Annotated in this window: 18 protein-coding genes and 1 tRNA gene; 8 read left to right on the top strand and 11 right to left on the bottom strand. The window is 63.0% G+C overall.

The genetic code is table 11. The annotated features are described in order from the left end of the window. Window positions 1–76: 76 nt before the first annotated feature. The 3 genes from ABS761_RS13290 to ABS761_RS13280 all read left to right on the top strand — a co-directional run bounded on the left by ABS761_RS13290 (window position 77) and on the right by ABS761_RS13280 (window position 2718). Window positions 77–1537 (top strand): UbiD family decarboxylase domain-containing protein, encoded by a 1461-nt coding sequence (locus ABS761_RS13290; RefSeq protein ID WP_350408817.1) that lies wholly within the window; start codon window positions 77–79, stop codon window positions 1535–1537. A 42-nt stretch (window positions 1538–1579) separates the two neighbouring features. Beyond that, window positions 1580–2065: a hypothetical protein gene (locus ABS761_RS13285; protein ID WP_350408816.1), complete on the top strand. Its 486-nt coding sequence runs from the start codon at window positions 1580–1582 to the stop codon at window positions 2063–2065. An 86-nt stretch (window positions 2066–2151) separates the two neighbouring features. Next, window positions 2152–2718: a UbiX family flavin prenyltransferase gene (locus ABS761_RS13280; protein ID WP_350408815.1), complete on the top strand. Its 567-nt coding sequence runs from the start codon at window positions 2152–2154 to the stop codon at window positions 2716–2718. 29 nt (window positions 2719–2747) lie between these two features. Here ABS761_RS13280 and ABS761_RS13275 read toward each other — a convergent pair whose 3' ends face one another. Both ABS761_RS13275 and ABS761_RS13270 read right to left on the bottom strand, forming a co-directional pair. Next, window positions 2748–4814 carry a 3-hydroxyacyl-CoA dehydrogenase NAD-binding domain-containing protein gene (locus ABS761_RS13275; protein ID WP_350408814.1) on the bottom strand — a complete coding sequence of 689 codons (2067 nt, stop codon included), beginning with the start codon at window positions 4812–4814 and terminating at the stop codon, window positions 2748–2750. A gap of 17 nt (window positions 4815–4831) precedes the next feature. Next, complete coding sequence (locus ABS761_RS13270; protein WP_350408813.1) at window positions 4832–6019, bottom strand: acetyl-CoA C-acyltransferase; 1188 nt, start codon at window positions 6017–6019, stop codon at window positions 4832–4834. Between the two features lie 306 nt (window positions 6020–6325). Here ABS761_RS13270 and ABS761_RS13265 point away from each other — a divergent pair, with 306 nt between their 5' ends. Further along, window positions 6326–7036 (top strand): GntR family transcriptional regulator, encoded by a 711-nt coding sequence (locus ABS761_RS13265; RefSeq protein ID WP_350408812.1) that lies wholly within the window; start codon window positions 6326–6328, stop codon window positions 7034–7036. Here the strand turns inward: ABS761_RS13265 and ABS761_RS13260 are convergent. After that, complete coding sequence (locus ABS761_RS13260) at window positions 7033–7443, bottom strand: VanZ family protein (protein WP_350408811.1); 411 nt, start codon at window positions 7441–7443, stop codon at window positions 7033–7035. The genes ABS761_RS13265 and ABS761_RS13260 overlap by 4 nt on opposite strands. A 46-nt stretch (window positions 7444–7489) precedes the next feature. Continuing rightward, window positions 7490–8221: a DUF2946 family protein gene (locus ABS761_RS13255; protein WP_350408810.1), complete on the bottom strand. Its 732-nt coding sequence runs from the start codon at window positions 8219–8221 to the stop codon at window positions 7490–7492. A gap of 158 nt (window positions 8222–8379) precedes the next feature. On the opposite strand from ABS761_RS13255, the gene ABS761_RS13250 reads away from it, so the two are divergent. Continuing rightward, entirely contained in the window at window positions 8380–8532 is a 153-nt protein-coding gene (locus ABS761_RS13250; protein WP_350408852.1) for a hypothetical protein, read from the top strand. 48 nt (window positions 8533–8580) lie between these two features. Continuing rightward, window positions 8581–8778 (top strand): hypothetical protein, encoded by a 198-nt coding sequence (locus ABS761_RS13245; protein WP_350408809.1) that lies wholly within the window; start codon window positions 8581–8583, stop codon window positions 8776–8778. A 42-nt stretch (window positions 8779–8820) separates the two neighbouring features. Here ABS761_RS13245 and ABS761_RS13240 read toward each other — a convergent pair whose 3' ends face one another. The 5 genes from ABS761_RS13240 to ABS761_RS13220 form a co-directional block, all read right to left on the bottom strand. Next, a complete protein-coding gene (locus ABS761_RS13240) occupies window positions 8821–9039 on the bottom strand; it encodes a hypothetical protein (RefSeq protein ID WP_350408808.1) in 219 nt (72 codons plus the stop codon). Between the two features lie 58 nt (window positions 9040–9097). After that, complete coding sequence (locus ABS761_RS13235; RefSeq protein WP_350408807.1) at window positions 9098–9754, bottom strand: DUF2254 family protein; 657 nt, start codon at window positions 9752–9754, stop codon at window positions 9098–9100. A 115-nt stretch (window positions 9755–9869) separates the two neighbouring features. After that, complete coding sequence (locus tag ABS761_RS13230) at window positions 9870–10241, bottom strand: pyrimidine dimer DNA glycosylase/endonuclease V (protein ID WP_350408806.1); 372 nt, start codon at window positions 10239–10241, stop codon at window positions 9870–9872. A 169-nt stretch (window positions 10242–10410) separates the two neighbouring features. Further along, entirely contained in the window at window positions 10411–10599 is a 189-nt protein-coding gene (locus tag ABS761_RS13225; RefSeq protein ID WP_350408805.1) for a hypothetical protein, read from the bottom strand. Between the two features lie 124 nt (window positions 10600–10723). Next, a complete protein-coding gene (locus tag ABS761_RS13220) occupies window positions 10724–11014 on the bottom strand; it encodes a hypothetical protein (RefSeq protein ID WP_350408804.1) in 291 nt (96 codons plus the stop codon). Window positions 11015–11257: 243 nt separating this feature from the next. On the opposite strand from ABS761_RS13220, the gene ABS761_RS13215 reads away from it, so the two are divergent. Then, window positions 11258–11512, top strand: a complete 255-nt coding sequence (locus ABS761_RS13215; RefSeq protein ID WP_350408803.1) for a type II toxin-antitoxin system HicA family toxin — start codon at window positions 11258–11260, stop codon at window positions 11510–11512. Further along, window positions 11509–11844 (top strand): type II toxin-antitoxin system HicB family antitoxin, encoded by a 336-nt coding sequence (locus tag ABS761_RS13210; RefSeq protein WP_350408802.1) that lies wholly within the window; start codon window positions 11509–11511, stop codon window positions 11842–11844. Before ABS761_RS13215 ends, ABS761_RS13210 begins: the two co-directional genes overlap by 4 nt. 59 nt (window positions 11845–11903) lie before the next feature. Here ABS761_RS13210 and ABS761_RS13205 read toward each other — a convergent pair whose 3' ends face one another. Together ABS761_RS13205 and ABS761_RS13200 are read right to left on the bottom strand one after the other, a co-directional pair. Then, a complete protein-coding gene (locus ABS761_RS13205) occupies window positions 11904–12293 on the bottom strand; it encodes a type II toxin-antitoxin system HicB family antitoxin (protein WP_350408801.1) in 390 nt (129 codons plus the stop codon). A gap of 727 nt (window positions 12294–13020) precedes the next feature. Then, a tRNA-Cys gene (locus ABS761_RS13200) sits at window positions 13021–13094 on the bottom strand. Window positions 13095–13108: the final 14 nt, after the last annotated feature.

Genomic DNA, 13108 nt, shown 5'->3' with positions numbered 1-13108 from the left:
TGCCGACGTTCCTGTTTATTTTTTGGGGGCCGTGATCGGCTCCCGGACCAATGCGAGGGTGAAGAGTATGAAAGGCATGACTGATCTGAGCGCTTATGTGGATTTCGCCCGCGAGGCCGGGGATCTGCTTGAGATCGACCGCGAGGTGAATCCCTATCTCGAGGCGGCGTCGATCATCCGGGCGACCGACGGCGGGCCGGCGGTCCTGTTCAAGAATGTCAAGGGCCATCCCGGGAGGTCCATCGTCGCCAATGTCTTTGGCAACCGGAAACGCACCGCCCGGATGTTCGGCGTCGAGCCGGATTATCTCCCGCGGTTTCTGGCGGATGCGGCGCTGCGGCCGATCCCGTCGGTCGAGACCCGGACGGCGCGCTGCCAGGAAAACGTGCTGACGGACGTAGATATCTTCCAGGCGATTCCTGTTGGCCAGCAGACGCACGATGACGCGGGCTATGTCATCACCGGCGGTATCGCCCTGGCCAAGGACCCCGACACCGGCGCGTTCAACGGCTCGTATCACCGGATGCGCGTGCTCTCAAAGAATTCCACCTGCCTGACGATTCAGGCGGGACGCCATCTGCTGGAGATTGCGCGGAAGTACAAGCAAAAGGGACTCGCCCACGTGCCCATCACGGTGAACGTCGGCGCAAGCCCCGCGGTGCTGCTGGCGACCTCGGGCAGCACGCAGCAGACACTGACGCCGATGGGCTACGACGAGCTCGCCTTCGCGGGCGCGCTGCAGGGCGAGGCGGTCGGCGTGGTCCCGAGCAAGACCCAAGACGGCGCGTGGTCGATCGCCGACGCCGAGCTCGTGCTCGAGGGCTATATCGACACCAGCCAACTGGTCTCGGAAGAGGACTCGGGCCTGGACGGCGTCAAGGGCATGATGCCCGAGGCCGGCGGCTATATGGGCCGGGCCTGGAAGGTCTGGACGTTCACGGTGACGGCCATCACCCATCGCACCGGCTACCATTACTGGTACCCCCTGGCGATCAACGCCGAAACCACTGATTTGATGGGGCTGCCCGCCGAGGCGTCGATCTACGACGCCTGCCGGCGCATCAGCCCGCGCGTGTTCGATACCTGCCAAGTGCTGCAGGGGATGCGCGGCTGCCTGGGCGCCGTCATCCGCATCAATCGGAAAAGCTATCGGGACGAGGGCCTGCAGAACAACCTGGCGTTCGGCGCCTTGTCGGCGCACTCTGATTTGGGCTGGGTGGTCGCGGTCGACAAGGATATCGATATTGGGAATGCCGACGATGTGTTGTGGGCGATGATTTCACGCGGCAGCCTGACCGACCGCATGATGATATCCCCGTTCGCCAAGGTCAGCGGCATGTTGGCCGAGGGCAGCGCCGCCGGGCTGGGGCATAAAATATATATCGATGCCACCGCGCCCTTTAGTGATCGGGACCGATATGTTCGTGGTGTTTTCGAATCCGTCGATTTGAATGATTGGGTTTCCGCGGATCAGGCCGAGCGCGTTCGCGCGCAACAAAGTGATTATATCAAGTCGTTGCTTTCCAGAGGCTTCTGATCTATAGTTTTTTGATGTGTCCTTTTTGTCAAGGAGACCATAATGGAAAAGGATATCGAGGCAAAATCGCCGGATAATGATTCGGCCGATGGGGCGCCCGCGCCGGCGCAGCAGCCTGCAAAGAAACCCTTCCCTTGGGACAAGTTCCAAAAGAACATGGGCTATACGGACGCGGAAATGGCCGAGTTCAGGGCGGACCCGCATCGCCGCAAGGCCGCCGAGGTCCTGGGCGAGGCCAACCGCCGCACGGTCGTGGCGCGGGTCGTGGCAAGCCACGGCTGTGCGGCCGGCTACCAGATCGGCGACACCATAGAGGTCAGTGCGGCCGGGCTCATCAAGGGCGGTTCGCGGCCGCACAATTGTATATACGCTGTGGCGCCCATGACCTTGCATGCCGTGATGGCCCACGACCGGATCGCCGATGGCCGCGACCCCGGCGAAATGTGGTGGAATGCCTTCAGTTGCCAGGACAGCGGATTCTGTGCGGGCGGCTGGGGCCAGGTGTCGTTCAAGATCGAGGTCGTCTGACGAATATATCCGCGGCTTTCGCGGGTATATTCGATCGATGAAATTGATTATCTGATTTTATTTATTGATTTACAGGAATTCATCCAGTGGGGCGAAAGCGTATTATCGTCGGTATTACCGGGGCGTCGGGCGTAATATATGGCGTGCGCGCCATCAGTGTATTATCAAAACAGCCCGACATCGAGGTTCATTTGATTTTTACCGCGGCGGGAAAACGCACCCTGCTGGAGGAAACCGATTACAGCGTCAAGGACGTCGAGGCGCTTGCGCACGTCGTCCATAATCCCCAGGATATTGGCGCGCCCCTGTCCAGCGGCTCGTTTCGCACCGCCGGCATGCTGGTTGCGCCGTGTTCGATCCGATCGCTGTCGGCCATCGCGAACGGCTACGACGCGAACCTGATCACCCGCGCCGCCGATGTCTGCCTCAAGGAACGGCGGCCGCTCGTCTTGCTGGTGCGCGAGACGCCGCTGCACCTCGGACACCTGGAAACCATGGCCAAGGTCGCCAGCTATGGCGCGATCATCGCGCCGCCCGTGCCCGCTTTCTACAATCGCCCCGCCTCGATCGACGATCTGGTCGATCACACCGTGGGTCGGGCGTTCGACGTCATGGGCCTGGAAAACGAGCTGGTCGATCGCTGGAAGGAATGAGGCGCGCGCCGGGCCGCCGGCCCGGCCGCTCACTCGGGGATCCGGGGGACGTCCCAGTAAGCAAAGGCATTGCCCAGGGTGCGGGCATAGGTCTCCATGCGCCTGATCAGTTCGTCGCGGCCCAGCGTGCGGGCGTAGAACATCGGCCCGCCGCGCCAGGCGGGAAAGCCGTAGCCATTGAGCCAGACCGTGTCGATGTCGCCCGAACGGGCGGCGATGCCTTCCTCCAGGATGCGGTAGCCCTCCATCATGAGCGGCAGCAGGCAGCGGTCCACGATTTCCTCGGCGCCGATGTCGGGGCGTTGCCGGATGCCGTGCGCGTGCGCCAGCTGGGCCATGATCGCGGGCAGCTCGGGGGCGTCTGTGCGCCGTCCGTCCTCATAGCGATAGAATCCCGTCCCCGTCTTTTGGCCATGGCGCCCCAGGTCGTGCAGTGTCTGGACCACGACCCGATAAGCGGGATCGGGGGGCAGGTGGCCGGAGGCCTGGCGCGCGAGCACGACCTTGGCGGCCACGTCGACGCCGGCCAGGTCCAGCATCCGGCAAGGCCCCATGGCAAGACCGAAGGCCTCCAGGGCGCCGTCGATGCGCGCGGGGGTCGCGCCCTCGAGCAGCAGGCTCTCGGTTTCGCGCAAATAGCCCTCGAGCATGCGATTGCCGATAAAGCCGTAGCACACCCCCGAGACGACCGGAACCTTGCCCATCCGCTTGGCCAGGATCATCGCCGTTGCCAGGGCGTCCGGCGCCGTGCGCGCTCCGCGCACGACTTCGACCAGGCGCATGATGTGGGCGGGGCTGAAGAAATGCATGCCCAGGACATCGGCGGGGCGCCCGGAGCATCGGGCCAGGTGGTCGATGTCCAGCGATGAGGTGTTGCTCGCCAGGATGGCGGTCGGCTTGGCGATTTCCCCCAGGCGGCGGAAGATCGTTTCCTTGATGTCGATCTGCTCGAAGGCGGCCTCGACGATCAGGTCGGCCTGCGCGAGCGCCGCATCGTCCAGCGCCACCCGGATCAGGCCGCCGCGCCGCTCCGCCTCGCTCGCCGCGAGGCGATGCTTGTCGACCAGGCGCCGGTATGAGGCGGTGATCGTGGCGCTGGCCCGGGACAGGCTGCCGGCGTCCAGGTCGTGCAGGATGACGGGGATGCCGGCATTGGCGAAGCTCATCGCGATGCCCACGCCCATCGTGCCCGCGCCCACGACGCCCACGCAGGCGATTGTCCGCGGCGTGGCATCCTTGGCCGGGCCGGGGATGCGCCCAGCCTCGCGTTCCGCGAAGAAGGCGTGCCTCAGCGCCTGGGATTCGGTCGTGTCGCGGCACCTCATGAACGCCTCGCGTTCCTCGCGCAAGCCTTGTGCGAAGGGCTGGTCGACGAGGCGCAGCAGTTGGGCGCAGGCGCGCGCGGCGTATCCGCCCCGATCGGCTGGTGGCAGCCCGTCCAGGCAGGCCTGGATCGCCTGCTGGTCCTGCGCATCGAGGCGCCGCGCGCGTTGTGCGAGGACGCGCGCCTCGAGCCCGGCGCGCCCGAGCGCCGCGGCGTATGCCAGGGCGTGCCGGTCGAGATCCTCGTCGAACACGGCATCCACCAGGCCCATGTCGAGCGCGGCCGGCGCGGAGATCGGTTTGCCGGTGACGATCATCCGCAGGGCCGGCGCCACGCCGATCAGGCGCGGCAGGCGCTGCGTGCCCCCCGATCCTGGAACCAACCCCAGGGTCACCTCGGGCAGCCCCAGCGAGGTCGAGCGCAGGGCGACGCGGTAGTGGCAGGCCAGGGCGAGCTCGAGCCCGCCCCCGAGGACGGTCCCAAAGAGCGCCGCCACGACCGGCACCTGGAAAGATTCCAGCAGGGCGTGCACCGTGTTCGGGTCGGGCTCGGGAATCGTCTCGTTGGTGAATTCGCGGATGTCCGCGCCCGCCATGAAAGTGCGTCCCTTGCAGGTCAGCAGAACGGCCGTCACCGCGGGATTCCGCACGAGCTCGGCCAAGGCGTCCATGAGGCCCCGGCGCACCGCCTGCGACGACGCGTTGACGGGGGGATGGTCGATGGCGACCACGGCGACGCCCTCGACGAGCGTGTGGTGAACGACGGTGGGCATGCTTGTGTTTCCGGTGGTCATGGGTACACCTCAAAAAGTGCCGCGGCCCCCATGCCGCCGCCGACGCACATGCTGGCGACGACGTGCTTCGCGCCGCGCCGGCGCCCCTCGATGAGGAGATGGCCCACCAGCCGGGCGCCCGTCATGCCGTAGGGGTGTCCGATCGAGATCGCCCCGCCGTCCACGTTGCAGAGGTCCGGGTCGATGCCCAGGACGTTGCGGCAGTACAGGACCTGGCAGGCAAAGGCTTCGTTGATTTCCCAGAGATCGATGTCATCGACCGTCAGGCCATGGCGCTGCAGCAGCTTGGGGATTGCGTAGATCGGCCCGAGGCCCATCTCCTCGGGCGCGCAGCCCACCACGACCGAGCCGCGGTAGGCGCCCAGCGGGTTCAGGCCCCGGCTCTGGGCCAAGGCGCCGTCCATGACGACGCAGGCCGATGCGCCGTCCGACAATTGGCTGGCGTTGCCGGCGGTGATAGTGCCGCCTTCGACCACGGGCTTGAGCGCGGCGAGGCTCTGGAGCGTGGTGCCGGGCCGGTTGCCCTCGTCCCGCGACAGCGGCGGCTCGTGCGGCGCGGCGTGCCCGCCGTCCGCGCCGGTGTCCATGGGCGTGGCCTGGATCGGGACGATTTCGGCCTCGAAGCGCCCATCGCGCTGCGCGGCATCGGTTCTTTGCTGGGACACGACGGCGTAGGCGTCCTGCTCGTCCCTGCCGATGCCGTATTTCGTCGCCACGAACTCCGCGGTCTGCAGCATGGGCATATAGGCGTGCGGCACCCTCGCCGTGACGGCGGGATCGGCCTCGCGGGCGATCCAGGGCAGATAGTCGTTTTGCACCAGGGACACGCTGTCCTGACCGCCGGCCACGACTATGCGCATGCTCTCGGTCATGATTTCGTGCGCCGCGTGTGTGATGGCCATCAGGCCCGAGGCGCATTGACGATCCAGTGTCTGGCCCGCCACGGCGACCGGCAGGCCGGCGGCCAGCGCCGCATGCCGGGCGAGGTTTCCGCCCGCCGTCCCGGCCGACAGCACCGTGCCCATCACCACGTCGTCGATCTCGGCGGGATCGAGGCCGGCGCGCGCCACGGCATGGCGGATCGCGTGGGCGGCCAGGGTCGGGGATTTCGTGCGGCTCAGCGTGCCGCGAAAGGCCCTGCCGATGGGCGTGCGGGCCGTCGATACGATAACTGCTTCTTTCATGGGTATTTTTGTCCGGAAGGCGAGCCTATCCCTGGCGCGGCTCGTATTTGACGCTATATAATTGTAGGATGATAAGATCATACAAAATGAGATCGAATCGATCAAGGACAGGGGATGGGGGCTTTGGGTGTGCCGCTGTTGCGGTATGCGCCGGGCGCCGCTGTTGCCAGATGCGGTGGAGCGCCTTGCCTGATGCAAGGGGCTTGTCGTACATAAGAGAATAGTCTGAGAAAATTAGGGGCCTCGACCGATGGGTCAGGAGGCCGCCCCGTCTTCACTCATCAATGCTCCGGAGAACGACCCGCCATGACCGCAACGACAGAGATTGCCAGCAGCACGTCCCGACCGCAGACCCAGCTCAGCGCCTCGGACAAGGTGTTCTGGGGCATCGTGCGAGGGCTCGAAACCCAGCAGTTCGTGCCTGGACAGCGCCTGGTCGAGGCGGACCTGGCCGCGCGTTTCCATGTGGGCCGGAACGTCGTGCGCGAGGCCATGCAGCGCCTGGCCGCCGAAGGCCTGGTCGATCTGTCGCGGCATAAAAGCGTGTCCGTGCGCATACTGTCGCGCCGCGAGGCTTTCGATCTGCTCGATATCGTGGAGCGCATCCTGGGCTTGCTGACCCGCACCGCGACGCGAGCCTGCCAGGACCCGGGTCACGCCGAGGAACTCGAATCCGTGCTCGGGGTGCTGAGCGAGGCCTACGACCAGCGCGACTCGAAGGCGTTCGCGGCGGCCCGACGCACGTTCTACCGCATTCTGCTGAACATGGGCGGCAACCGCGATCTGAACCGGCTGTTCACGACGATCCATCTGCCGATCCTGTATGCCCAGCAGCGGATTCCCGCCTTGCAGCAGATTCGCCTCGCAGACTATCAGCGGATCGTCGCCGCCGTGTTGTCCGGGGACGAAGAGGCCGCCGACGAGGCCGGCAGGCTGCACGTTCAGAATGTCCGCAAGGCCTTGCAGGAACTCGAGGCAAGCGTGGATCGCGGCGACCTCTGGCCCATGCCGGATTAAGGTTTCGGGCGCGCCCGGTACCATCCGAGTGCCAGCCGCCAGACCATGGCCGCCAGCATGGCCCCGGCCAGATTGCCCAGAATGTCGCCCAGGCTGAAGTCCCGCGTCGCGGGCTGCAGCACGTGTTGCAGCCATTCCACCAGCGGCGCGGCGGCCACCAGCGCGGGCCACACCGCCCAGGCGCCCCGGCGTCCGTGGACGGCCAGCGCGCCGCACAGGCCCAGACCCAGGAAGGCCAGTACATGCATTGCCTTGTCGGATTCTTGGAATAGCTCGGGCGGCGACTCGGGCCGAAACACCCCATAGCAGAACACCGCCAGGCAGGCGAAAAACAACGCCAGCCGGTAGCGCCAGACCAGCGACGGCAAGGTGTTGCAGAGAATGCTGCGGGAGGGAGCGTGTTGCATGGCCTGGTGATGGTCCGGATTCGATGCGTGTCTTTGGGCGCGCGGGCTACGCGTGGGCCGCTTTCCCGATGATACCGGAAGCCCGTCGATTCGAGATCGGCTGGCGGATGAAACCCAGTGTCGCCTCCAGCCGCTGGGGCGGTATCGTTCCCAATGGCGCGGATGTCGTGGCGGAGGGGCCGGCCGCATCCGCCGGCGGTGCGCCGGGCTCCGCCGGGCCGGCGGCTCCGAGCCGCAAGGCGGGAAAGGCCGTGGCGCCGGTTTGCAGCAGCTCGGCCAGTGGGCGGCCCTCGGGCGTGCGCAGCGCATCGATCACCTCGGCCATGTCCCGGCCCGACACCAGGCCGGCGCCCGCGTCGGCCTGGGCGTATAGATGGCCGTCCTGGTCCAGCCACCAGTGCGTGACTGGGCCATAGTGCAGGCCCGTATGAGTCCTCAGCAGCGGCTCGCCTTGCGCATCGCGGTCCGTGCGCAGAATCCACGGTGCCCCGTCCAGCCGCACATAGACGCGCTGCGGCCCGTTCTGGAAATACCAGCGCCCCTGCTCGTCGGCCGCATAGTTGCGACCGATGAAGTCGATGATCTGCCGATTGGTAATCGCCTCGCCGGCGTGGAGAGGGACCTCAGCCTCGACGCTCTGGGCATCGGCGCCGTCCGACCCCCATCCGCGCCCCTGCGGATGCAGGCGCCATGCGCCGTGGCGCGACAGCGACAACCAGCCGTAGACGTCCGGCACATCCGGCCAGCGGGCCATGGCAGCGATGACTTGCGGATCCATAATTCTGGATTCTACCGTTGCGCCGTGGATCGCGTCTTGCCCCGCACGATATTGGTCCCATGATCAGGCGCGGGGCGTGGTTAAGGTTTGGTTACGCTCCGTAGCGTTCTCGCCGGACCGTTGGGGCAAAATCGTTACGCCATGGATAAGGGGGTGATGTGAAAAATCTGCTGTTGGTATTTGCGATGCTGGCTGTGCTCTCCGCATGTGCGGTCTATACGCCGCATGGGGCGGTGGTCGTTGATCCAGATCCCGGATACGGCCACGGCGGATTCTGCCCCCCTGGGCAAGCCAAGAAGGGCAATTGCTGAGCGTGGGTGAGTGATGCGCCGGGTTAGCGCAATGACAAGGAAATGCTTATGAGCTATGACAAGGTGGATTGGTCTGAGGCGCCGGAGAGTGCCCGCTGGTGGGCCGTTGATGGTGAAGGCTACGCATCTTGGTACTGTGAGCCGAGAGTCGATGATTTCACGCTCTCGTGGGTTCAGGAAGACTTTGATGCCCCGGATTTCGGATATACCGGAAACTGGCAGGAATCGCTCACCAAGAGGCCATAGGGTCCAGCAGGATAGGCTTGAGCTGGCGCGGTCTGGGTGGGCTCATCCGATAGGGGGCTGGTTGCGGGCGATGGCGGATTGCAGGCGCTCTAGGTCAGCGGGGTGAGTCAATGCTGCTTCAGCGCGCTCCTGCGCGCTTTGCGCTTGGCGCAGCGCCGCACGGCGATACGCGTTGTCGCCCACTCTCGCCAATGCCAGCAGCGATTTTTGGAGCCGCAGCTGTATTTCTATCATCCCCGCACCATCGCGGGCCAGCAGCATATAGGCATCCTCAAACAAGTCTTCAGTATCGAGGGGAGTGACGAATACACGAGGGTAATCAACCGTCGATATGCAGGATGTAGCCTATTTCCTGCCCTCGGACCGCGATGGCGTCTTCGGGAATTTGCCCTTTCATGTCGGTCAGAGGCTTTCCACCCAAAAAGGGCTTGCTCATGCGGTCGTTGATCGCTTGTCGAGCAGCACGCTCGACACGCTCGGTTGTTTCGCCGACGCGGCCCAGGCGCGTCAGATGGTCTATCCAGCGCAAGAGTGATATGACAACCAGGGCGATGACGGCGATGGTGACGACGAAAAGCACAAAGCGGCCCCGGTCTCCATAGGCGCCCGTCTTGAGCACCACGATACCAACAATGCTGAAAAGAAATGAGCCGATGAAGGTGGACAGTACCGTTTGCGTCAGCTGATCCTCGATTAATAGCGTGGTCGCACGGGGGGTCACGTTGCTGGTGGCAGACCCGTAGGCCGCCGTCATGACGCTGAGGGAGAAGGTGGTCACTGCCAACATACTGGAAGCAATGATGTTGAGAATGCCATCGACGGAGTCCGCGCCTATCGTCGTTGGTAGCGGCCAGGGAATGAAGCGTTCGATCACTGCGGCGAGCGCCGCGGCCGCAATGCCCATGAGGCCGATGATGGATGCCCGCACCCAAAGGCGGCGGGTTAGTTGGGTGAATATCCAGCGCCAGCGTGGCATGGTCGGCATTCCTGTTCTATGGTGATGGAATTTTATCGCGAGTGAGGTGAGGCTTCCGCCATTTCCCGGCCTACAGCTTTTGCCGGGAATGCGGAGCGCGACAGGCGCTGGGCCTTTACTTTCTCTCGCGGCGCGCTTTGATTCGGGCCCGGTTCAGCGCCAACGCTTCGATGGTTGGCTCCCAATCGTTCCAGTACGCGTCCGGGATCTTCGGGAAATCCTCCCTGCAAACACCTGGGAACATGGGTTTGTACTCACGCTTCTTCATTTCGGTGATCAGCTCGGCGTGGCGCCTGGCAAGATAGCCCAGCCGCGTGTAGAAAAACAGCACATGACCCTTGCCCAGCGTGTAGGCCTCGGGCTGTGAAAACGTCCCGCGCGTCGAGGCCTTCTGAGCCAGCGCAAATACCCGGGGTAGCTCGCGGTACTCAGCCACGAGGTGAGGGCCGCTGAGTTCTTCGACGGGGACGCAGTTGATGCGGGTCATGTGATTGATCCGAAAGCAAAACCGTTTTATACCAGCTCCCAGGGCGTCGCCAAGCCGTAGGGCCATATCCGCTGAGATGCCTGCAGAGCCATTGAGGATGCGCAGGCCACGTTCTATGCCTGGAAGAGGAAGTATGCGGGGGTGGGAATGACCGAACTGCGCCTAGCCGCTATCTACGCAGCGCCGGCCACTTGGCGAACGCAAATATCCAGAGCGCGATCAGGTTCACCATTGGGATGAACGCCACAATCACCCAGAGCTTGCTGTATCCAGCTTTTCCGAGAATTATCGCTGCCGGGATCCCGATCAGCACGAGAGATCCGATGAGTGGAAAGAACATCCCTGAGCCATGCATCATATCTGCCACTTCCTCTTAATGTCCGGCCAAGCTTTGGCCGCAACCAGCCGACACGCTAATCCTACCCCCACACCAGTGGGCTATAGGCCGAAGCCACACCAGATGACATGCAGTTGGCCGTCGACTATCTGGCGGCAGGCCTGGAGGAAGAAGCTTCCATCCAGCCACTTCCGCGATAGTTAAAACTTGGTAAAGAGTATCTTGACCACAAAGGTAAAGAAATACTTGATTTTTTGGTACAGAAAATCTGTGCTTCACCCATGAAACATCCGATAGATACCGCTGCAAAGGCGGCTGGCTCCGCTGTTTGATTATGGGTCAGCGGGCCTAGGCCTGCCACGTCAATTTCGGCAAAGGCATGGGCATGAAAGTCTGTGACTCCCTGTGCTTTCCGCTGCGGCCCGATCTGCATCATGCGCACGATCAAGGCGGCCAATTAGCGCGTGTAGAGCGCATCAAGCGCGAATGGGAGTATCCATCGCGTCCAGGGCCTTTTCGAGGCCCTTCGCCTTCTGCTCGGCACTGCGCGAGTCGATGACGGTTGAGAGGCGGGATTCGCTCATTTCGAGTGCTCAAGAAAAAGTCCGCTGAATGAACTGCACCCCAGAAGTAGAAAATTATCTCGTGTTTGATACTATTTTTCAGTATCATTTAATTCATGGAAGCTAAACAGCGTAGAGCCCTGGAGCTGATCTTTTCCCGGCCAACCCCGGCAGGGGTGAAATGCAGCGATGCCGCATCGCTATTCGCCGAGCTTGGCGCTGAGATTTCCGAACGAGAAGGCTCCCGCGTTGCTGTGTTCCTTTTTGGACAAGTGAAAGTTATGCACCGCCCTCACCCATCCCCTGATATGGACAAAGGCGCTGTAGCTTCCGTTCGGAAATGGCTTGAAGAAAACGGAGTGAAACCATGAAGAACACTATGACGATCGGCGGTCAGCAGGCCGTCATTACCTACGACCCGGATATTGAAATGTTCCGGGGTGAGTTTGTTGGGCTGAACGGCGGCGCAGACTTCTATGCTGCAGACGTTGCGGGGCTACGCCGTGAAGGGGGAATCTCGCTCAGCGTATTTTTTGACGAGTGTGCGAAGCGCGGGGTTGAGCCCCGCAAGAACTTCTCAGGAAAGTTCGTTTTACGAGTCGCCCCTGAAGTTCACGAGGCTGCCGCTATTGCTGCCGCTGCGAGCGGCGAGAGCCTAAACCAATGGGTTGCCGATGTCATTCGGGAAGCCGCGCACGCTTAAAAACAGCCGCCCGTAGGCGGCGCTTCCTCTCTCGTTGGCTGGGTGAAGGTCCGTTGATTTTAGGCCTCGGCCATTTCCCTTTCTGCGGCTTTTGCCAGGAACGCAGAGCGTGATAGGCGTTGAGCCTTGGCCACTGCATCAATGCGATGCACGAGGTTTTCCGGCAGGCTGATGTTCAGACGTACGGCTTTAGTGCTGACCTTGGACAGGTCAATATCCACCATCATCCAGAAGCCACCCTCGAAGTCATCATGACCTTCCCAAGCCTCAGGTGCGCTGGGGCCGGGGATCGCTTCGGTTTCACCGTGAAAGTGCGCCTCTACTGCCTCCTGGGCAGCGCGGGGAAGGTCTTGCAGCTCATCGGCACCGGCAAAGCAGCCGGGAAAGTCTGGAAAGGATGCGCCATAGGCGCTGTCGCGGTCCTTGTGTACGTGGATGGGATAGAGCATTTGGTTCTCTCCTGGCCTGCTCACCGCAGGCCGGCTTGTTTGAGGATACTGCGCTGTCCATGTGTGTAACTATACGCACTACACAATAATACACAACATATTTATTCCGGCCCCTTGATGGTGCGGCTGACGTCCTGCTACGGCAGGCGACCGGATTGATCGCCGGGCGATAGATTACGCAGTACTGGCAGGCTGGTCAGATTAGATCCTGGGGCCTGTAAACAAAAAGCCTTTGATCTGGTGGCGCCAGGTTGCCGCAACCAGTTGTCTCCTCCGCAGCCACCGCTGCTTTTCGCGCCCCGTTGAGTCTTCGGATTCGCGGGGCGTGGTTTATTTCACCGTGGGCTCGATGGCTTCCAGACCGCCTTGTTGTCATCGCCGGTGTAATACTGACCTACCGGAGGTGCGGACAAAAACTTGGGCTCCTTTTGGAGGGATCCATGCAGGTCCTAATAGCCGTCTACGAAAGGATAGTTCGCGAGAACCATGAGTTCTACCCCGCCATCGAAGCGCTATGAAATACCTGCCTACGTGTTGATGGGGCGGGCGCCAGCAGGAGGCGCGTGAGAGGGCCTGTCGTCGCGCTGAAACCGGCATTCAGCGGCAGGGTAATCCAGACGCAAAAAAGCCCGCGCTGTGGCGGGCCCAATTTCCTTGTTTGCGGAAAACGCTCAGAATTGCGGAAAATGCCTTAGTGCTTCTGAGGGCCGGAAACCCGCATGAATGCTGGAGGCGCAAGCCGGAATCGAACCGACGTATACGGATTTGCAGTCCGCTGCATCACCACTCTGCCATTGCGCCGGTGTGCATATGGC

Source organism: Castellaniella sp. GW247-6E4 (genome assembly GCF_040276065.1).
Lineage (GTDB): Bacteria > Pseudomonadota > Gammaproteobacteria > Burkholderiales > Burkholderiaceae_B > Castellaniella.
The sequence above is the reverse complement of the archived record's forward strand: the minus strand, read 5'-3'. Positions and strand labels throughout refer to the sequence as shown.

Excerpts from the sequence above, each read along its gene's own strand:
- ABS761_RS13290 (WP_350408817.1), top strand. The coding sequence starts at position 77 with ATGACTGATCTGAGCGCTTATGTGGATTTCGCCCGCGAGGCCGGGGAT.
- ABS761_RS13255 (WP_350408810.1), bottom strand. The coding sequence starts at position 8,221 with ATGGATCCGCAAGTCATCGCTGCCATGGCCCGCTGGCCGGATGTGCCG.
- ABS761_RS13240 (WP_350408808.1), bottom strand. The coding sequence starts at position 9,039 with ATGCTGCTGGCCCGCGATGGTGCGGGGATGATAGAAATACAGCTGCGG.
- ABS761_RS13285 (WP_350408816.1), top strand. The coding sequence starts at position 1,580 with ATGGAAAAGGATATCGAGGCAAAATCGCCGGATAATGATTCGGCCGAT.
- ABS761_RS13205 (WP_350408801.1), bottom strand. The coding sequence starts at position 12,293 with ATGCTCTATCCCATCCACGTACACAAGGACCGCGACAGCGCCTATGGC.
- ABS761_RS13275 (WP_350408814.1), bottom strand. The coding sequence starts at position 4,814 with ATGCCCACCGTCGTTCACCACACGCTCGTCGAGGGCGTCGCCGTGGTC.
- ABS761_RS13215 (WP_350408803.1), top strand. The coding sequence starts at position 11,258 with ATGGAAGCTAAACAGCGTAGAGCCCTGGAGCTGATCTTTTCCCGGCCA.
- ABS761_RS13260 (WP_350408811.1), bottom strand. The coding sequence starts at position 7,443 with ATGCAACACGCTCCCTCCCGCAGCATTCTCTGCAACACCTTGCCGTCG.
- ABS761_RS13210 (WP_350408802.1), top strand. The coding sequence starts at position 11,509 with ATGAAGAACACTATGACGATCGGCGGTCAGCAGGCCGTCATTACCTAC.
- ABS761_RS13220 (WP_350408804.1), bottom strand. The coding sequence starts at position 11,014 with ATGATGCAGATCGGGCCGCAGCGGAAAGCACAGGGAGTCACAGACTTT.
- ABS761_RS13270 (WP_350408813.1), bottom strand. The coding sequence starts at position 6,019 with ATGAAAGAAGCAGTTATCGTATCGACGGCCCGCACGCCCATCGGCAGG.
- ABS761_RS13245 (WP_350408809.1), top strand. The coding sequence starts at position 8,581 with ATGAGCTATGACAAGGTGGATTGGTCTGAGGCGCCGGAGAGTGCCCGC.
- ABS761_RS13235 (WP_350408807.1), bottom strand. The coding sequence starts at position 9,754 with ATGCCACGCTGGCGCTGGATATTCACCCAACTAACCCGCCGCCTTTGG.
- ABS761_RS13225 (WP_350408805.1), bottom strand. The coding sequence starts at position 10,599 with ATGATGCATGGCTCAGGGATGTTCTTTCCACTCATCGGATCTCTCGTG.
- ABS761_RS13230 (WP_350408806.1), bottom strand. The coding sequence starts at position 10,241 with ATGACCCGCATCAACTGCGTCCCCGTCGAAGAACTCAGCGGCCCTCAC.
- ABS761_RS13265 (WP_350408812.1), top strand. The coding sequence starts at position 6,326 with ATGACCGCAACGACAGAGATTGCCAGCAGCACGTCCCGACCGCAGACC.